The organism is Enterococcus sp. B2E4 (genome assembly GCF_030499455.1).
Lineage (GTDB): Bacteria > Bacillota > Bacilli > Lactobacillales > Enterococcaceae > Enterococcus_D > Enterococcus_D casseliflavus.
In genome coordinates this window covers 230,658-248,875 of sequence record NZ_JAUKPK010000005.1, presented here as the reverse complement: position 1 = coordinate 248,875, position 18,218 = coordinate 230,658, and the positions used below count along the sequence as shown (strand labels likewise).

Sequence of the window (18,218 nt, the reverse complement as noted above, 5' to 3'; positions counted from 1 at the left end):
CTTCTATCTTTTTATTCCACGACAGGTTGATCACAGAAAACGAGCTCCTTGATCTCCACGCCATCGGTTTCAAATACTACGACTTCGTTGCTGCCTTTTTTCAAAAATTCTTTCGGACAGTATAAGGAATGCACGGGGCCACGTTGCCAATAGCGACCAAGATTGATGCCGTTGACGATAACGACGCCTTTGCCATACCCACGGCAATCGATGAACGTATCTCCCACCTCTGTCAGCGTGAAGGTCGTTTGATAAAAGGAGGGGTGTGTCGGATTTTTTCCTGCTTGATAATCGATGGCTTGCAGCTGCTCTGCGGAAAGCGTCAATGGGTAATGATGATAGCTTTGATGAAAATGAATGTCTTGCATGATACCTCCACGGATGCCTTTAGCTTGTGTAGGCCCATTCAATTTAAACCCGTAGTTCACGCGCCCTAAGTTTTCAACTAAGACATCTAGCTCGATGGTTTCTTTATCTGGTGCCCCTTGGATCAATAGCTCCTCGCCTAGCGTCTCTTGGTATTGGATCGCCTGTAATTGGCCGTCGGTAAAAATATGCAGCCGATCGCTAGCTTCTACCACTTTTAATTTGTTTTCTCGATGATAGTTTTTTAACTGAACCGAATAGAGCAAATAGCCGTAGCCTGTACTGGCAGCTTCCATTGTTAGTGGATACATGTTTTCTTGCGGTGTCATCAGCTGGTCTTTGATGGCCAATAACGAGACACTGTTTTCGATGGGAAAGGTTCCTAATGCCGCTAATTGCTTGGTCCGTGGGTTGGCTTGCCACACTTCGGGACAGGCTTCTTTTATGGCTTTTTGTACCTGATAGTATTTGTCGGTAGGTTCTCCTGCTTCTGTCAGTAAAGCATCGTAATCATAGCTGGACACTTGTGGTAGATCCAGCGCCCCCCGAGCGGAACAGCCATTGGAAAAGCCAAAGTTCGTGCCTCCATGGAACATGTAAAGATTCAAGGAACCGACTGCTAACATCTCTTTGACTTCATTGGCTAAGTCTTGACCGTCTCGCTTGATGATTGGCTCACCCCAGCGGTTGAACCAGCCATCCCAATATTCCATGCACATGATGGGCCAGTTTTTGCCATGTTTTGCCATAAACTCTTTCATCACAGCCGCATTTTCCTTGGAACGACTGCCGAAATTGCCTGTGACAAAGACATCGTCTTCAATCAATGTCCCAGCGTCCAAGACTTCTTCCCATGCCCCATCTGAAGTAAACAAGGGTACATCGATGCCGCATTCTTCCATCAACTCCTTGGTCTGGCGCAAATACGCTTTTTCCATTCCATAAGAGCCGTACTCATTTTCCACCTGCATCATGATCACTGGTCCCCCATGGGTGATCTGCAACGGCACAAGCTTTGGCAGCAAGACCTGGAAATAGTTACGCACCTTTGCCATGAAGCGTGGGTCGGTTGAGCGCAACCGCATCGGTTCGTTTAACAGCCAAGCTGGCAGCCCGCCAAATTCCCATTCAGCACAAATGTAGACGGAAGGCCGCAAAATGACCATCAAGCCTAGCGCTTGGGCTTGCTTTACAAAAGCAAAGATGTCTTTCATTCCTTCAAAGTCGTAGACTCCTTCACGAGGTTCGTGGAGATTCCAAGGAATGTAGGTCTCAACTGTGTTGGCTCCCAGTGCTTTTAGATTGTAGAGGCTATCTGCCCATTGCGCCGATGTCATGCGGAAATAATGGATCGCTCCGCTAATCAATTTGATTGGTTTTCCATCTAACAAAAAATCTTCTTTTATCTCAAACGTTCGCATGTCGTCTTCCCCTTTACCAGTATCTTCGCCAATTAGGCAATGCCAATCGGAGCAATGCTTCTAAATAGAAATAATCACCCCAAAGATTGGGTTCATCGATGCCTTTGCCTTCCGCATGAGCATACACACCATGCAGCAATAAGCCTTCATTTTCTGGCACTTGGCTCGCTGCATACTGCTCGCCTAATTGGTAAAGCATCCCCTTAGCGATTTTTTTAGCATCGGGATACGCCCCCATTTTCTCTGCTTCCAACAAGCCACAAGCTGCGATCGCTAAAGCTGAGCTGTCTTTTTCAGCAGGATGTTGGTCGTTAAAATCAAAGTCCCAATACGGCACGAGATCTGCGGGTAAATGCGCTAAGAACACCTCCACGATCTGCGGATAATTTTCTGGAAAAGGCTGGCTATGCAAGTAGCTTTCATTTAAAGGAAGCCCTAAAATCGCCCAGCTTTGCCCTCGTGCCCAAATCGATTGGTCGCTGTTTCCTTGATGCGTCGCACCGTGACTTGGCTGCCCCGTCTCAGGATCGAAATAATACGTATGAAAGGTGGTAGCGTCATTCTTGATGACGGTCTTTCGGACTGTCTGATAATGCTTACTCGCGGCCTCTGCGTAACGAGGCTCTCCCGACAATTGAGTTGCTGCAAATAAAAGCGGCAAGTTCAGTAGCGAATCAATAATCAAGCGGTATTCTTGTGGGTCGCCATAAGTGCCCCATGCTTGAATAAATTCCCCCTTTTCTTGAAACCGTGCCAGCAAAACATCCGCTGCTTGAATGACTTCTTGCTTGCAGTGTTCATCGCCAGTGATCTTGTAGCCCGCACCGGCAGATAAGCTATATAAAAAACCAATATCATGATGATCTAATACAAAATGGTCGTCTAAACGCGTTTGAAAACTGTCGATATTTTCCATAGCTCGAGTCAAAAAGTTCTTTTCTTTGGTCCACTCATAGGCGAGCCACAACATCCCGGTCCAAAAGCCATTGGTCCAATCATCGTTGCCTTTCAGCCGATATTTGCCATTGGTGGCACAGGCTGAAGGAAACTGTGTGCCAAAGCGCTGACTATTTTTTTCGATCTGTTGGATGCACGCGGTGATTTTATCCGCTAACCACACATCGGTCACTTTTTCTCCTAACAGGATCAAGCGTTGTTTGTTCTCTTGCAGACGCATGTTTACCCTCTCCTTAACTTGTTAACATATTAACTGAAATTATTATAACGTAAACGAACAAAAAAAGCGACCATCCTTCATTGATTCCTAAAAAAAGAGCATGACAACTGCCCACAAATGCAGACCTGTCATGCTCTTGTCCTCTTTTTTTTAACAGTTCCAACCAAATACTTCGATTTGTGTAAGAGCTGGAAATGGGGAATCATCCTCTGCTTTTTGCAGCTCTTTATAGGTCAGCTTAGTCGTTTCTTTTTTCGGAAAACGAACTTCTTGAAATGACGCCGTATTTGTCGTTTCCACCACCAGCTCTTCTCCATCAGCAAAGACCAAGGTCCCTTTGGTCCAATAGCTATCATGGGGATAATCTGCCCGTAATAGAAAACGAACCCGATCGATCAAGACGGGACGACCAAAATCAATGGTCAATGCAGCATCGGCTTGCTGATTGATGCCCCAAGAAGCAAACGGATACGAACCGTGGGATCGGTTGCCATATTTTCCATCGATCGCATTCTTGGCAAAAAAGACGGAATCATCTCGCGTCTCCACATTCGCTGAAGCATGAGGATACGCCCCTGTCGCTGACTTTTGATCATGGGCATTGAAAGATAAATTTTGATAATTTGTGATCTCAAACGCCTGGGCTTTGCGCACCATCAGGTGATGGCGCTGCGAGGTAAAGGCCGTTTCCACCGAGGACTTTCGATGAGATTCCGTCCAAGGGATCTGATATTCCCAAGTGGATTGGGAAAGATAGATCAGTGACGGTGCTAAGGTTTCATCAAGCTGAAGGACATAATACGGATTTTCCCCTGTCACCTCAACGACGATCTTATCTCCTTCCTCATAGGGATAGTTTTTAATGGCTAATACGGCCAAATCATCACCAGAAACTTGAAACGGCGCTGGTTCTTTTTCATGGTCGATGCGACCGACGATCACCTGGTCCTGCTTATTTTTTATTGCTAGCGTAATCATTTGGATCGCTCCTTTCTTTTTCTACGATACCACCGACTAAACAAATCAAACGGTGCTTCCCTGGCAGGATATGTTGTGCTAAGTATGGAAAACTGGTTCTTGGAAAAAAGACGGAGGTATTGGCTTCTGGCTGAACAATACTGGCTTGTTGATAGCCTTTGATGTTGATGATTTGAGAACAAAAGCCTTCTTCACTGACTCGACTCCAGGTCGGTCCTGTTTGGGCCTGAGGCAACCGTCCTGTCAGCGGTACACTAAATCCGCCCTCACGAAGGTCCAACGAAATCGTCGTCGTCAACTCGTGCACGCGCACATGCCACTGACCAAAGGGATAAATCTCAGTTTCAATCACTACCTCCTCAAAGGGCGCCCATTGGTAAAAGACCCCTTTTTCCGTCACTCGATAATCCATGACTGCGCCCTTCGTGCGAAAATAGCTGCCATCTCGAGCAATAGCTAATGTGCTATCGAAGGCGCCTTCGGCATACGTGACGCCAGCTTTCGGCACACTGAAACCAAGTTTGCTCGAATAGACGAATTTGCTGTATTTTGCTTGAGCATGGGCTTGCTGTTCAAGCATCAAGCCTGCAGGATACCCCAATAGATGATGGCTTTTTTCATTGTGCACCAGCAACATATTGCCTTTTTCAATCCGTTTTTGCGGCTCTCTTTTGATTGGCTCAGGTTCAGCCCGCCAAAAAGGATGCGTTTCTGCGACCGCTAAAAGCAAAAAGGTCTTCAGCCCCCAATAAGGCGAGCCTGGTGCATTATACCCTTCTGCCATTTCATGATTTTCATAGTGGTACCCGATGGACAAGCGACCATCGAAAGTGAAAATTTCTTGTGCCATCCAATTGCGCAAGTGCTTCGCCAGTAGTCCTCGCATCTGTCCCCATGGGATCGCTTCGACGTCTGCGAAAACCAGTGCCGAGAAAAATGCCCCTTGCGCAAACCGATAAGTCAGGCTGCGGCCATAGGGCAAGGCTTCGCCGTCTTCATCAAAATAATAGACGAAGTCTTGCGCAAATAGCGTGGCTCGCTCTTTAAAACGCTGCGCCCATTCTGGATCTTCGTCTTGCATAAATGTAGCGTAAATCAAGCCGTAATAATGAAACGCAAAAGGAATGTAGTAATCTCGCTGCGTCGTTTTCCCGTCTACGTACCAACCATCGCCAACGTACATGGAATCGATCAATGCCAACTCTTGGGACAATTCTTTTTTTGCCAACGGTTCCCCACAGTGAAACAAGGCAACGCGTATCAACACTTTGAAGAATGTCCAGTTGTTCTTAGGAATCTTGCACTCAAGTGCTTGGGAAAGCCAAGCCACTAGCTTTCGCTGGTTCTTCTGCGGCAACGCTGTCCAAAAAGCGTCCTTCTGCAACAATAGGGTCAATGACAATGCGGCTGCTTCCACGATGTATTGATCATAATCCGTGATCCTTCCCCAGTAAAACGCGTGTTCAGGATCTGTCCCTGCTATCACTTTTTCTACGTAAGCTGCTCGTAACGGATCATCTGGGCAAACCCTCCAATAAGGCGCCAGCCCCCACAAAGGACGCACAAGCGCTTCCATCTCAGCCCGTGTTCGATCATATACGGCCCCACTGCTACCTAGATTCAATCCTGGATAGTCATCTGCCAAGATCGCTTCTCGCAAAGGAGCGATCATGTCTTCCAATGCCCGCTGATAATCCAGACGCGTCAAAAATGGATTCTCTTTGATTGCCATTTGCTTCATACGCCATCTCCTTCTGTCAATTTACAGAACAGAATAGCAAGCAACGGCTTTTTTATCAAGCGATCTTCTACTGGCAATACTGCTAAAAAATGAGAAAAGATCTCGAGGGATTTTTGACTTAACCTGTTAACAAATCTTTTAGGATTGATTTTCTTCCCTTCTTTTTCTTTTAACTAGCAAAGTTAACTTAGTCTATATGAAAAAATTATGATAAATCATCCATAGTGCTCTGACTTTTTTTCATAATTTTTTTGCTAACCCTTTTTTGTCTAGATGAGGTCAGCGTCCGTTATACTATCAACTTTTTTCACTAGAAAAAGACACCCTAGAGCCTTAAGTCAGAAGCCTACCACTTCTTCTCAAAAGCCCTTAAGATGTCTGATTACTGGCCATTTCTCTTGTCAAACAGCGAAAAAACTATTCTTCGACCGCGACTTTATCCCACCAAGAAGTGGCGGTCTTTTGGATCACTTCATTCAAGTCTTCGATGTGCTGTTTTCCAGTACTTGCTAGCCATTCTTTGGCTGCTTCTGTTCCTTGTTTTACAAAAGGTTCAACACCATCTTTCCACGTTGCCCGGCCGCACAAGACGCCATTGAAGGTCGAACCGGCTTCTTTGGCAAAAACCAGCGTTTCTTGGAATAAGCTGGCCGATACCCCTGCACTGAGAAAAATAAACGGCAGATGCGTCGCGTCGCTTTGCGCTTTGAAATACTCGTCAGCTTCTTCCTTGGTATACACGGCTTCTCCCTTGGCAAAACCTGCCACATAATTCATGTTGACTGGTACTTCCACTTTTAACACATCGACTTTGTACTGCGGTTTTGAAAATTCCTTCATCAATCCGATGACTTTTTCTGGTTTGCGTTGCGCATATTCTTTTGAGTCGACTTCAGGCAGCTTAGCATCATAGGAAAGGACTTCTAAAAAGAAGGGCAGATCAGACGCATGGCATTCGCTGCCGAGTCGTTCCACAAAGACGTGTTTCAACTGATTGATCTGGGCATCTTCATCTACATCATAGTAAAGCAAAAATTTGATAGCATCTGCGCCAGCTGCTTTTAATCGCTCAACCGACCATTCCCCTAATAAATCAGGCAAACGTCCCGGCGTAGTCGCATCATAGCCGGTTTTTTCATACGCCAGCAAAAGCCCCGCCTCTGGATCACGGCTTTGCGCAGCTGCCAACCCATATTCTGGATCTAATAAAATAGAAGACGCGTAAGGGGTCAATTCTTGTGAGACTAGCGTTTTAAACTGGCTGATTTTTTCTGCATCAGCCTCCGCGCCCAGTGCTGCCATCATTTTTTTCAAGGCACCTCGTTGGTCGATCGCTAAAGCTGCGATCACTCCTTCTTTCGTTGACAGACGATCCATCGCTGCTTTTTTGGCTTTCGTTACAGTTGCTTTCATTAAAATTCCTCCTTTTTTGTCCATGCCAAAGAATCAACCGCTTTCACTTTTTTCAGCGTTGGTGAAACGGTTGTCAGCACGTATAAAAATGTCTATTGATGAAGCCGTTCAACTGATTGACCACCGCACGTATCGACTTCGTACACGAAAAGATACGTGCTCGTGGTGGGCTTTCTCAGTCATCGTTCGTTGTTATACGGATGAATCGTCACGCCTTTGACCACCCGATTGACGGTACGCGTTGGCGAAGGGGTGTCGGGTGTATTCCCGACTTTGATCGATGCCAACAGTGCGATCGTTTGTGCAAAGACAATGTCTGCTAAGGCTAGATAACCGTCTGGCAATGATGTATCAGCTGGAAAGAAAAAGTTTGTTCCTGAAAAATTCACGGCTGCCGGCTGTCCGATGGCAGTCACTGCGGCGGCGATGCCATCACTCTTTAATTCTTCCAACATATCAAGATCATACTGCCGCGTGTAGGGCGTATTGCTGACAAAGACAAAGACGAGGGTTTGATCATCTACGAATGATTTCGGTCCATGACGGAAGCCCATCGAAGAATCGAACACGGTGGCGATTTTTCCCGCAGTCAGTTCCAATACTTTTAGCTGTGCTTCCCTGGTCAACCCCGACAACGTGCCTGACCCAAGGTAAACGATCCGCTTAAAGGAACGGTCCGTCAGTACTTGGAGTTCTGTTTCTCTGTCGATCACTTCTTGCCCCAATCGGCTAAGGGTTTCAACATAATGCCTCTTTTCTGTCAGAGGCGTCTGGTCAAAAATCAGCAGTGCGGAAAGAGCCATGCAAGAAAAACTTCCCGTCATTGCAAAGCCAGCATCATTTGACCTCTCAGGCATCAATAACAGATAGCTCGTTTCATCAGCGACAGCTTGTTGTGCCAAAGATCCGTCGGCTGCACAAGTGATCGTCAAATGATAACTGTCGGCAACGAATTGATCGACGATTTTGACCGCTGCTAAACTTTCTGGTGAATTGCCGCTTCTAGCAAAAGAAACGAGCAGTGTTGGTTCATCCGCAAATAAAACTTGTTCTGGAGCTGCGACAATATCCGTCGTAGCAATACTTTCAAAAAGATAATCCGCAGTTGCGCCCGTCTTATTCAAGTAAGGAACGATCGTATCTCCAACATATTGCGACGTCCCCGCTCCCGTGAAGACCACCCGAATGCGTTTATCCGTCTTTTGCTTGATGGTACGTAAGAAAGTCGCGATCGCCTCTTGCTTTTCTTGATAGATCGTCAAGGTTTCGTGCCAAAGTTCTGGCTGTTGTTTGATTTCTCTTGTTGTAATCTCCGCACCTAATTCTGCTAATTCCTTTGTTGACAGTTGAAACATCTTTCTTCCTCCTAGCTACTGTTTTTCCAGTATGTATTCCCAGTGACGGTGCGAGGAGCGCTTGTCTTGGATGAATGCTTAGCGATCACCCAAAGGGCAACCTTCCCCGACCTCACTGGTTTTGAATACACGCCTTTTCTTTGCTCGAGTGGATCATTTCAGACTGTCTAGGAAATGCGCTACTCGTCGTTACGCAAGTGGCGGACTTTGTATCTAAATTGGTCTGCTCGGGCAACACTCAAGGTGTATTCGATCACTTCATTTTCAATATTGAACGTGCTGCGTACCAGGTTCAACACTGGCGCACCTTCGTGGATTTTCAGCAATGCCGCATCTTTCGCACTGGCAATGCTGGCAAAAAATTCTTCGTCCGCGAGGCGGATCACTTGATGAAAGTCTTCATGGAATATATCGTACAATGGTTTTTGCTCGATCATCTCACTCGTTAAATGCATGAAGCGTTTGACGGGCAGATAAGAACGCTCGATCATCATCGGTTGGCCATCAGCAAGACGCAATCGTTTTAACTTGTAGATCGGCTCGCCGATGGAAACTTGCAACTGAGTGGCAAAATATTTTGTCGCTTCCATTTTTTTGAATGCCAATACTCTAGTTTCTGGTTGTTTTCCTAGTGCTTTCATCTGTTCGGTAAAACTATACGAACCTGATAAATTGGTTGCCTGCTTGCGGATATCCGAGACAAAGGTGCCTTTGCCATGTTGGCGATAAATATAGCCTAATTTTTCTAACTCCTGTAGAGCCAAGCGAACGGTGGTCCGACTTAATCCGTAGCGCTTTGACAGCTCTCTTTCTGAGGGAAGCATTGTGTCTGCTTCCATTTCATTTTCGATTTTTTCAATCAGTAAATTTAACAATTGATCGTATAATGGTTGTCGATTTTTATTGATATTCATAAGCCCCTCCAAACTGGTTACTACCACATAACGAGTGTACTATTTCCCGATAGGCGTGTCAAACAATCGTCTACAGGGGCTCTGTTTCCTGAATTTGTGTCTTTTCACGCAGGAAAATGAACCAATTGCCAGCACGAGCTAAGCTGAAAAGTCAGCTGTTGCTTGCTTAGCAAAACTCCTCCTACGTGTTGCGTCGTTTCTTCTGCTAGCTTGCTTATTGCGGCCAAATGGATGGATACAGGCCAAAGCCAGAACCGATCAAGCCGATCACTAGCAGCAAAGCGATACATTTCAACGGCGTCCAGCCGCGTTTTGATAAGAAGAAATACAGCATCAATGTGATGGTCAATGGAATCACTTGCGGCAAGATCCCATCGAGGATTTTTTGAATATCGATCGTCACAGGCACTTCGTTGACTTTGTTAAACGTCAATTCATATTTGCCGTTAGCCAGTTCATTGACCGCAGCATTTTCTTGCAATGTGTCGGTCAATTGACCATTCTCATCCGTGGTATACAGCATGTCTTCGTAAGCGGCAATGGCTGCTTGATCATCCACGATCGTCGTCGCTTGCGTCACTTCATTGGTAGTGCCGTTAGGGATCTGAATATCCAAAGACGTCGCTCCATACACGCAGGTCAAGGAACCGACAACAAAAATCCCTAAAATACTCGCTGCTCGGGTAAACTCTTTGGCATTTTCCGTTAAGATGCCAATTGCATCTGTCCCTAAACGATAGGACCAGTGCATCAAGAAGTACCGCAAACCAAATTGGGCCGCATTGAATACCAGTAAGAATATAAACGGTGCAGCGATATTGCCGCTGATCGCCATATTGGCTGTGATACCCGCCGTGATTGGTACCAAGGTAAACCAGAACAACGCATCACCGATCCCGCCTAACGGTCCCATCGCGGCGACTCGCACTGCCCGAATCATGGGAATATCGGCTTTGTTTTGTTCCATCGATAAAATGATCCCCATCACAAAGTTCACCAAAAATGGATGGGTATTGAAAAACTCTAAGTTATGGCTCATTGAAGCAGCCAAGTCCTTTTCATTTTTATGGATCTTTTTCAAGCCCGGTAAAATACTGAATAACCAGCCTCCTGCCTGCATTCGCTCATAGTTGAAAGAGGCTTGTAGAAATAAGGAACGCCAGACCATATTGTTCAAGGTCTTTTTATCCAGTTGTTCTGCGGGCGCTTGTTCGCTATAAGAATCGGGAATATTATATGCCATCTTCATCGCCTCCGAAATCATAGGTATTGGCTGCTGCTACTTTAAACTTGGACTGGATTTGATAATCCCAAAAGGCTAATGCAAAACCGATAAAGGCTAGAATGATCAAGGCTGGTCCTTGCAAAGAAGGTGCCGCCATTACGATCGTGGCTAAACCAAACCCCATAAAGAAGAAGCCCCACATTTCTTTGGAAACCATCACTTTTAGTAAAATCGCAAAACCGACATACCGCATCATGCCCCCAGCTGCGCCGAGACCACCCATCAACCATTGAGGGATCGCTGCGACCGCCTGATTCCCGAAGGCAGCACCGCCGATAAAGAATAAGACCACGATCAAGCCGAAGATCGTTCCAAGACCCGCCATCGCTAAATAATTGATTCGATCAATGCCCTTCGTATTGGCATCATGGGCGTAGCTGTCGGCTTTTGACATCACTGGCGACATTAGTGAGAAGATAATCGTCACCCCATATTGCCCCAGCAAAGAAAACGGAATCGCCGTAGCAACCGCTACTGTGGGTTCCAGCTGCAGCGTGATCGCTAAGATTGCTGCCATAATTCCGCCAATCACCGCATTTGGCGGTTGCGCGCCGCCCACCGGCATATTGCCGATCGTCATTAACTGATAGGTTCCGCCAACGATCAAGCCGGTTTGAAGATCTCCAAGAATAAGTCCGATAACCATCCCAGTAACAATGGGTTGGTACAATGATTCTAAAAAACTAAATTGATCGATCGCGGCAATGAATGTGACTATGAAGACTAAAATGATTTGAAAAATCGTGTAATCCATTTTCTTTCTCCTTCCTTACCTCTGCATTACTGAAACAATTTCTTTTCATCTTCAACAGGTGTCGTTGGAACCCGCTGGATCACTAATTGCACCCCCATTTCCTTCAGTTTTTTAAAGGCATCGACATCTGCTTCATCGACGGCAACTGTCGTAGCAACCTGTCTTTTCCCTTCTGACATATGCATATTCCCAATGTTCAGTTTCTTGATCGGCACCCCACCTTCAGCTAATTTCAACGCATCTTGCGGATTTTCAACCACCATGAAAATTTTTTGTTTTGGCGATGCTTTATGAATGATCTCGATGGTTTTTTGAAGCGAGAAATACCTCGTTTGGACGCCAGCTGGCGCCGCCATATCCATCAACCCTTGTCTGACTTTGTCTTTGGCGACCTTATCATTTGCCACTAAAATTAGATTTGCCCCCAACGTACCGTTCCATTGTGTGGCAACTTGCCCATGAATCAACCGATTGTCGATTCGCGTCAATAAAATATTTGGTTCTCCCATAAATATTTCCCCCTTTTATTTACTGCATGATTTCTGCAACCGCACTACGTTCTACTTCAATCACCGTTCCCGATTTCACCCTTAGATCCACTGTCTCTTTCCCAAGTGCTTGAATCTCCCCAATAATGCCGCCGTATAATTTGATTTTCTGCCCCTTTTTCAAGGACTGCTGCAATTCAGCGAAATAGCCTTTTTGCTTTTTCAGATGTTTCCCATTCAAGAAAGACGAGACCCCCAAAAAGAGAAAGAGAAAAACAAGCACCACGATTGAGGCTGCTAAGATCATTTCCCACATCGTTAAATCCCTTCTTCCTCCTTGATTTCCCCATGGCCTTTGATCTTTCCGTGAAAAATACCGCTCTTGCCAATCTCTGCCAGTTCTTGGCAAAAACGCTCTGGATCAGCTGCTGTATATCTAGTCAACGAACCTTCCACTAGCATCAGCAGATTGCTGCCGCCGATGACCTCGACTTGCGGGTCCTCATTGGCAGCGGTCATCGCAACATTAAAAGGGGTCCCGCCCACAAGGTCTGCACAAATCACGACCCCATCACAGGTTTCCTTTAATTGATCGATTGCTCCTTGCAACTCTTTTTCAAAGTCAGCTAACGGATTTTCCTCTAAAAACGGCACTGTTAGAAACTGTTCTTGCGGCCCTGCAATCATCGCAAGCGCATTTTCCATCCCTTGCGCAAATCCTCCATGACCTGTTAAAACCAAACCAAGCATCTTATGTCCTCCCCTTACTCTCAACTGGTAGTAACCACATATCCAATATAAACGCTTTCATTTTGTCTGTCAACAAAATTTTTGTTTTTATATAAAAATGTCTTTGTTATCTTTAAATACGAAAAATAGCGCCAAAACAATGATTTTAAAACAACAAACCACTTGATAAAGGTATTGAAATTCATCAATAGTACGATAACAACGTTATTTTTAACTAATAAATCCACTGATTTTTGCGCCCTGGTATCTAAAGAACCATGAGTCACTCCACCATTCATCGATACAGCAATCAACGTTGTTGAATAAAGGAACTATCAGCAAATTTGCTGCCTTAATAAAAAAAACCAGTTAGGTATAATCCCTAACTGGTTTTGATCATCGCCAAACTCATTTTCCATTATGCGTTTTATTAAATTGTATTTCCAACATTACCAATACCACTCAGATGCCATCCTGTTTTTAATTCGGATAGATGATTTGCGTCAGTTCTCCAATCTTATCGTTATAAGCATCAGAAATAATGACAACGTCTTCTGTACTAAAAGCTTTTACCGCGGCGACTTGTCCATATTTCGAGCTGTCACACAATAAATAGGCGGTTTTGGCATTATTTAGAATTTCACGCTTTTTGTTCGCCTCTACCAAGTTGGGGGTGCTTACACCTTTTTCAGCATCAATACCATTAGCACCTAAAAAAGCTGTTTGAAAGTTAAACGTTTGTAAATTTGCATCCGTCAATGGACCATTCAAGGATGAAATAACGGGATTGTATCGGCCACCAAGAAGTAAAATCTCGGCAGGAGTTTCTTGTTGAATTGTAAAGACACTCGTATTGGTAGTAATAATCGTGATTTTTTTATTAATGATTTTATGCAGTAACGCTGTACAAGTCGAACCAGAATCTAGGTAGATCACATCGCCATCGTGAACCAACTCAGCAGCCAAAGTAGCGATCGCTTCTTTCTCTTGGGAATACAAAGCAGCCTTAGCTGCAATCGGCATTTCGGAAGCCGTTGAACAAATCTTCACTGCGCCACCAGCCAACAATTCAACCCTTCCTGATTTTTCTAATTCTTTTAAATCCCGCCTCAATGTTGAGATAGAAACAGTAGGCAAAATGCTTTGCAATTGCTCTATTTTTAACAGTTCATCTTGAGCCAAAGCTTCTAAAATTTTTTCTTGTCTTTCATATGGAATCATAGCAACCTCCATTAATTAGTCAACTTCACTTTTTTTCAAATTATACCATACTTTTTCTCTTGGTATGAGCAAGGACTTTCATTGTTCGTCAATTTGCTCTCGATTATAAGATAAATTTCTCATTAACAAAAAAAGACGAGGATTCGCATTAGCGAATCCTCTAACCTTTGATCATTCTACTTCTAACTGACCAATCATTGCTACCCGTTTTTGGTGACGACCACCTTCAAACTCAGCAGCCAGCCATTCCTTAGTAATCATTTTCGCTAGTTCGATGCCCACGACGCGCGAACCAAACGCCAGTACGTTGGTATTGTTATGCTCTCTTGAGAGCTTAGCACTATAGGGTTCGCTGCACACCACGGCTCGGATGCCCTTGATTTTGTTGGCAGCAATTGAGATACCAACCCCTGTGCCACAAATCAAGATTCCCAAATCACACTTTTGGGTTACGACCGCTTCTGCAACAGCCGCCGCATAATTGGGATAGTCAACGCGTTTAGCACTTTGTGTCCCAAAATCTTGTACCGTGTGCCCTAACAACTCCAAATAGGTGATGATATCAGTTTTTAATTCAAACCCAACATGATCACAATCGATTGCTAGTTTCATGCTTGATCCTCCTCTTTATATATTGAGATCAGTTCTTGATACGATTCTTCTTTTCCAAAAAGAGCGGAGGTCCCTAAAACAAACCCATCAACGCCTAAGGCGCTTAAGCGAGTCATTACGGCAGGCGAAATCGCTCCATCTGCCATCAATTGGTAGAAATAACGTTCCTTAACTGCAGCAAGCTGCTTTATTTTTCCTTCCACATGTGTCAAATATGCTTGACCTGAAAAACCGGGATCAACAGTCATTACCATCACGTAATCGATCAATGGCAGCAGTTCTTCGATCATTGCTACACTTGTTCCAGGATTGATGGCGATTCCGGCTTGTTTTCCCTTTTGCTTGATTTTGTTGATAGTTCTTGTAGGATGGCGATCTGCTTCCGGATGAAAATAAATGATATCTACACCCATATCCGCAAATTTCTCTACATACGCTCCCGGATCTTCAATCATCAAGTGGACATCAACTAAGGTTTCTGACCATTTGCAAATAGCTTCGATATCTTGAAGTCCCATACCAAAATTCGGAACAAATCGTCCGTCCATAACATCAAGATGAAAAATATCGATTTTCGCCGCTTGTAAAGCGGCAACCTCGTCCTTTAGCATTGAAAAATCAGCACACATCATAGATGGACACAAGATTTTTTTCTTCAAAACACTACCTCCTGTCAGCAAATGCTCTCACTCATTAATAACGCCAATCGCTTGTCCACAACGCCCTTGCTTCTCTGTAATCACTAAGGTTCGCTGTGCGGAATTAGTGAAAACAACGATTACATCCGTTTCTTTGCCCTGTGATGCCAGAAATGGAAAATCAACGTTTGCCAACACACTCTCGGCAGTAACTTTGTCACCTTCAGAAACTTTGGTATCGAACCCTGCGCCATTTAGCTCCACAGTATCGATCCCAATATGGACTAGAACTTCTAAGCCATTTTTGGCTTTTAACGAAATCGCATGTTTTGTAGGAAACACAGAGACCACTGTTCCTTCAATCGGTGCTGTAACAAGATCATCTGTTGGTACCACAGCAAACCCATCGCCTAATAGTTTGGTTGAAAACATCTCGTCCTTCACTTGTTCAATCCTTTTCACCACGCCCTTAGCTGGTGCATAAATAACATTTTTCTTCTTAAATAGACCCATATTTCCCCTGCTTTCTACGCCAATGTCTCGTCTCGATTGGTAAATACAAATGCTAAGACTGCTGAAACCACCATTGAAATCAGTAAGCCGATCATCGCTTGTATGAAATTCGAGGAAGTTGAGCCTACAAAGGCGGGAAAAGTGGTGACACTACCAAAGACAAAGGCATTCGTTACAACTTGCATCAACCCTAAATAGGCACCACCCACAGCACCACCAATAATTTGCGCTAAGAAAAGTTTTTTATTTTTTACAAGTAAGCCGAACAAAGTAGCTTCGATAATCGCTGATAATGCGATCGTGACTAAGCCAGTTAAAGCAAAGCTTCGCAGTTTTTTATCTTTCGCTTTAAAGTAAACGCCAATCGTTGTACCTATCACGGCGAAGTTGCATGCAAAAGTAAAAGGAACGATGTAATCAAAGCCATAGGTCGAAACGTTATTGATCATGATTGGATTGACTGCCCAGTGGATGCCCAAACTTACGAGAACACTCCAACCACCACCAACTAAGATTCCAGTTAGCACACTACTACGCTCGATCAACCAATTCACCACATTAGCAACTGCTTCGCCACTATAGACCCCGATTGGTCCAATAACGATCACTGTCAATGGAACCATAATAGCTAGTGAGACTAACGGAACGACCACTAATTTTAAAGTCTCCGGTATGTGTTTGTCTAAGAATTTGTAGAGGTATGAAAAAGCCCAAATCGAAAGGATGATTGGTACGACAGTCGAATTGTAGTTCATCAAAACGACTGGAATCCCAAAAAACTCCGTCGTTGCACCGTTGCCTGCTCCTCCCATCAATGCAATAAAATCAGGATTGATTAACGCAGCCCCGATCAATGCCGAGATATACGGACTGGCACCAAACCGCCGCGCCGAAGTAAACGCTAACAATACGGGCAAGAAATAAAATACACTCATAGAAGCAACAAATAAAATCGAATAAGTGCCGCTGTCTTCACTGATAATCCCGAGCTGAACAAACAAAATCAGCAGTCCTCTTAAAATCCCTGAGCCCGCCAAAACTGGGAGTAGTGGCGCAAAAATAGCAGATACGGCAGAAAAAATATTGCTGATAATACTGCCAGAAGCTTGTTCTTCCTTGGTAGGGCTACCAGAACTTTCGTTACCTTTAACTAACGGCTCAAACTCATCATAGAGCTTTCCAACTTCTGTCCCAATCAAAAGCTGGTACTGGCCCGCCTTATTAATGACATTGATCACTCCGTCGATATTCTCGACGGCTTGATCATCCGCTTTTGCGGTGTCATGTAACGTTAGGCGCAACCGAGTGGCACAATGTGTCATATTGCGAACATTTTCCGCTCCGCCTATTTTTTCTAAAATATTTTTTGCCATCACTTTGTAATCCATCTTCCCCACTCCTTTTATTTTGATTGATTTGTTGGTGACAAAAATTCAAGCAGCAACTGATTGGCTGCGACTGCATCGTTTTGATCGATCACAGCTTGAATCGCAGCCAAGCCTACGTTATCGATCATTTGATCCATTTGCTTGATCATTTTCATGTTTTGTTCGCACTCTTTTGAGGCGTGTTCAATTACAGGGAACGTATCAAAATAAATCACACCGTCATAGTTATGCTTTTTGACATAATACAAGAATTCTAATGTTTTGAAGGGTGTTGCTGAACCGATCATCAATCCATCGTCGTTTAACCCATACCCATCATTCAGATGCACACCGTATAATAACCCTTTTCCCGCGAACAGATCCGCAGCAAAAGCAGGATTTTCGTGTTTCATTAGCATATGGCAATAATCAAGGGTCACACCTACATTTTTGCGGTTGATCTCATTAAGCATCATTCCAGTGACACCCATACTATCAATGAACGCATAGGCTCTTGGTTGAAATGGTTTGTACTCGATACTGATTTTCAAATCTGGTGCGTAGTCAGCAATTTCAATAAAGGCATCTCGAATCTGATTCCAAACCTTTTGGTAATTGATTTGAAAACTATAGTCAAAGCCATCAAAACCAAGCCAAATGGTTACGACTTCTCCACCTGCTGCACGACAATAATCAGCAGCTTCTTTGCATAACGTTAAGGCATGCTGCGCAACCTGTGAGTTAGCATTGCCTAATTCACCGTTGATAAATTCTTCTCTAAATCGCAATGCAACACCATTCAATTTCAAATCAGCTTGTTCCAATCTCTCTTTCATTTCAGAGGCAGCCGTCCCACCGACGTGCTCCGGATAATTTAAATCTACATAATCAAGCCCCAATTCTTTGAATGCGCCAAATACATTGTCTAAATCATTTTCGTAAATTGATAAAAATGAATTGATTCTCGTTGCTAACTTCATCTTCATTCTCCTTAGCCATTTATTATAGACCCAGAATAGCACAAACTTTTTTCATTTACAACCACTTTATTTCATATTATTTCAAATTAATTCACTAAGAAGCATTGCATTTGTTGAAAGAAATACTTCAAAAAAGTGATTTTCAAGCATCTGTTTTGTTAAAACTCACTTTTGAAATCATTTGAAATAAATTGATTTTTTATGGATTATTTTAAAACACATTGTCTTGATTCACTGATTATGCTGATTTGACTCTATTCGTTTCA

18 protein-coding genes are annotated in these 18,218 nt (G+C 44.1%); all 18 read right to left on the bottom strand.

Going from position 1 to position 18,218, the window contains the following annotated elements; genetic code table 11:
- Positions 1 to 11 precede the first annotated feature (11 nt).
- Positions 12 to 1,787 (bottom strand): beta-galactosidase family protein, encoded by a 1,776-nt coding sequence (locus tag Q1X33_RS05185; protein WP_301969569.1) that lies wholly within the window; start codon positions 1,785 to 1,787, stop codon positions 12 to 14.
- Positions 1,788 to 1,800: 13 nt separating this feature from the next.
- Complete coding sequence (locus Q1X33_RS05180) at positions 1,801 to 2,964, bottom strand: glycoside hydrolase family 88 protein (RefSeq protein WP_005226782.1); 1,164 nt, start codon at positions 2,962 to 2,964, stop codon at positions 1,801 to 1,803.
- 150 nt (positions 2,965 to 3,114) lie between these two features.
- A complete protein-coding gene (locus Q1X33_RS05175) occupies positions 3,115 to 3,942 on the bottom strand; it encodes a hypothetical protein (protein ID WP_005226780.1) in 828 nt (275 codons plus the stop codon).
- Positions 3,917 to 5,683, bottom strand: a complete 1,767-nt coding sequence (locus Q1X33_RS05170) for a DUF2264 domain-containing protein (RefSeq protein WP_301969568.1) — start codon at positions 5,681 to 5,683, stop codon at positions 3,917 to 3,919. Before Q1X33_RS05170 ends, Q1X33_RS05175 begins: the two co-directional genes overlap by 26 nt.
- A gap of 417 nt (positions 5,684 to 6,100) precedes the next feature.
- A complete protein-coding gene (gene lacD / locus Q1X33_RS05165; RefSeq protein ID WP_005226777.1) occupies positions 6,101 to 7,096 on the bottom strand; it encodes a tagatose-bisphosphate aldolase in 996 nt (331 codons plus the stop codon).
- A 179-nt stretch (positions 7,097 to 7,275) separates the two neighbouring features.
- The gene (locus Q1X33_RS05160) at positions 7,276 to 8,451 is read right to left on the bottom strand and encodes an SIS domain-containing protein (RefSeq protein WP_005226774.1); all 1,176 of its coding nucleotides are present in this window, start codon (positions 8,449 to 8,451) and stop codon (positions 7,276 to 7,278) included.
- A gap of 179 nt (positions 8,452 to 8,630) precedes the next feature.
- Positions 8,631 to 9,365: a GntR family transcriptional regulator gene (locus Q1X33_RS05155; protein ID WP_005226773.1), complete on the bottom strand. Its 735-nt coding sequence runs from the start codon at positions 9,363 to 9,365 to the stop codon at positions 8,631 to 8,633.
- Positions 9,366 to 9,579: 214 nt separating this feature from the next.
- On the bottom strand, positions 9,580 to 10,608 hold the full coding sequence (locus Q1X33_RS05150) for a PTS system mannose/fructose/sorbose family transporter subunit IID (RefSeq protein WP_005226771.1): 1,029 nt from the start codon (positions 10,606 to 10,608) through the stop codon (positions 9,580 to 9,582).
- Positions 10,598 to 11,404 carry a PTS sugar transporter subunit IIC gene (locus Q1X33_RS05145; RefSeq protein WP_005226770.1) on the bottom strand — a complete coding sequence of 269 codons (807 nt, stop codon included), beginning with the start codon at positions 11,402 to 11,404 and terminating at the stop codon, positions 10,598 to 10,600. Before Q1X33_RS05145 ends, Q1X33_RS05150 begins: the two co-directional genes overlap by 11 nt.
- Positions 11,405 to 11,430: 26 nt before the next feature.
- Positions 11,431 to 11,913, bottom strand: coding sequence for a PTS N-acetylgalactosamine transporter subunit IIB (agaV, locus tag Q1X33_RS05140; RefSeq protein WP_005226769.1), 483 nt, complete (start codon positions 11,911 to 11,913; stop codon positions 11,431 to 11,433).
- A gap of 19 nt (positions 11,914 to 11,932) precedes the next feature.
- On the bottom strand, positions 11,933 to 12,208 hold the full coding sequence (gene yajC, locus Q1X33_RS05135) for a preprotein translocase subunit YajC (protein ID WP_005226768.1): 276 nt from the start codon (positions 12,206 to 12,208) through the stop codon (positions 11,933 to 11,935).
- A 2-nt stretch (positions 12,209 to 12,210) separates the two neighbouring features.
- Positions 12,211 to 12,642, bottom strand: a complete 432-nt coding sequence (locus tag Q1X33_RS05130) for a PTS sugar transporter subunit IIA (RefSeq protein ID WP_005226767.1) — start codon at positions 12,640 to 12,642, stop codon at positions 12,211 to 12,213.
- A 459-nt stretch (positions 12,643 to 13,101) separates the two neighbouring features.
- A complete protein-coding gene (locus Q1X33_RS05125; protein WP_241761021.1) occupies positions 13,102 to 13,842 on the bottom strand; it encodes a DeoR/GlpR family DNA-binding transcription regulator in 741 nt (246 codons plus the stop codon).
- 171 nt (positions 13,843 to 14,013) lie between these two features.
- Entirely contained in the window at positions 14,014 to 14,454 is a 441-nt protein-coding gene (gene rpiB, locus Q1X33_RS05120) for a ribose 5-phosphate isomerase B (protein WP_005226764.1), read from the bottom strand.
- Entirely contained in the window at positions 14,451 to 15,113 is a 663-nt protein-coding gene (locus Q1X33_RS05115) for a ribulose-phosphate 3-epimerase (protein ID WP_005226763.1), read from the bottom strand. The genes rpiB and Q1X33_RS05115 overlap by 4 nt, the downstream gene beginning before the upstream one ends.
- A gap of 27 nt (positions 15,114 to 15,140) precedes the next feature.
- The gene (locus Q1X33_RS05110) at positions 15,141 to 15,605 is read right to left on the bottom strand and encodes a PTS glucose transporter subunit IIA (protein ID WP_005226760.1); all 465 of its coding nucleotides are present in this window, start codon (positions 15,603 to 15,605) and stop codon (positions 15,141 to 15,143) included.
- A gap of 14 nt (positions 15,606 to 15,619) precedes the next feature.
- Positions 15,620 to 16,993, bottom strand: a complete 1,374-nt coding sequence (locus Q1X33_RS05105; RefSeq protein ID WP_005231695.1) for a PTS transporter subunit EIIC — start codon at positions 16,991 to 16,993, stop codon at positions 15,620 to 15,622.
- 14 nt (positions 16,994 to 17,007) lie between these two features.
- Positions 17,008 to 17,952: a sugar phosphate isomerase/epimerase gene (locus tag Q1X33_RS05100; protein ID WP_005226756.1), complete on the bottom strand. Its 945-nt coding sequence runs from the start codon at positions 17,950 to 17,952 to the stop codon at positions 17,008 to 17,010.
- Positions 17,953 to 18,218 lie beyond the last annotated feature (266 nt).

Bases quoted from the DNA above. Each gene is read 5' to 3' on its own strand.
- Q1X33_RS05185 (WP_301969569.1), bottom strand. From the start codon at position 1,787: ATGCGAACGTTTGAGATAAAAGAAGATTTTTTGTTAGATGGAAAACCA.
- Q1X33_RS05180 (WP_005226782.1), bottom strand. From the start codon at position 2,964: ATGCGTCTGCAAGAGAACAAACAACGCTTGATCCTGTTAGGAGAAAAA.
- Q1X33_RS05175 (WP_005226780.1), bottom strand. From the start codon at position 3,942: ATGATTACGCTAGCAATAAAAAATAAGCAGGACCAGGTGATCGTCGGT.
- Q1X33_RS05170 (WP_301969568.1), bottom strand. From the start codon at position 5,683: ATGAAGCAAATGGCAATCAAAGAGAATCCATTTTTGACGCGTCTGGAT.
- lacD (WP_005226777.1), bottom strand. From the start codon at position 7,096: ATGAAAGCAACTGTAACGAAAGCCAAAAAAGCAGCGATGGATCGTCTG.
- Q1X33_RS05160 (WP_005226774.1), bottom strand. From the start codon at position 8,451: ATGTTTCAACTGTCAACAAAGGAATTAGCAGAATTAGGTGCGGAGATT.
- Q1X33_RS05155 (WP_005226773.1), bottom strand. From the start codon at position 9,365: ATGAATATCAATAAAAATCGACAACCATTATACGATCAATTGTTAAAT.
- Q1X33_RS05150 (WP_005226771.1), bottom strand. From the start codon at position 10,608: ATGGCATATAATATTCCCGATTCTTATAGCGAACAAGCGCCCGCAGAA.
- Q1X33_RS05145 (WP_005226770.1), bottom strand. From the start codon at position 11,404: ATGGATTACACGATTTTTCAAATCATTTTAGTCTTCATAGTCACATTC.
- agaV (WP_005226769.1), bottom strand. From the start codon at position 11,913: ATGGGAGAACCAAATATTTTATTGACGCGAATCGACAATCGGTTGATT.
- yajC (WP_005226768.1), bottom strand. From the start codon at position 12,208: ATGTGGGAAATGATCTTAGCAGCCTCAATCGTGGTGCTTGTTTTTCTC.
- Q1X33_RS05130 (WP_005226767.1), bottom strand. From the start codon at position 12,642: ATGCTTGGTTTGGTTTTAACAGGTCATGGAGGATTTGCGCAAGGGATG.
- Q1X33_RS05125 (WP_241761021.1), bottom strand. From the start codon at position 13,842: ATGATTCCATATGAAAGACAAGAAAAAATTTTAGAAGCTTTGGCTCAA.
- rpiB (WP_005226764.1), bottom strand. From the start codon at position 14,454: ATGAAACTAGCAATCGATTGTGATCATGTTGGGTTTGAATTAAAAACT.
- Q1X33_RS05110 (WP_005226760.1), bottom strand. From the start codon at position 15,605: ATGGGTCTATTTAAGAAGAAAAATGTTATTTATGCACCAGCTAAGGGC.
- Q1X33_RS05105 (WP_005231695.1), bottom strand. From the start codon at position 16,993: ATGGATTACAAAGTGATGGCAAAAAATATTTTAGAAAAAATAGGCGGA.
- Q1X33_RS05100 (WP_005226756.1), bottom strand. From the start codon at position 17,952: ATGAAGTTAGCAACGAGAATCAATTCATTTTTATCAATTTACGAAAAT.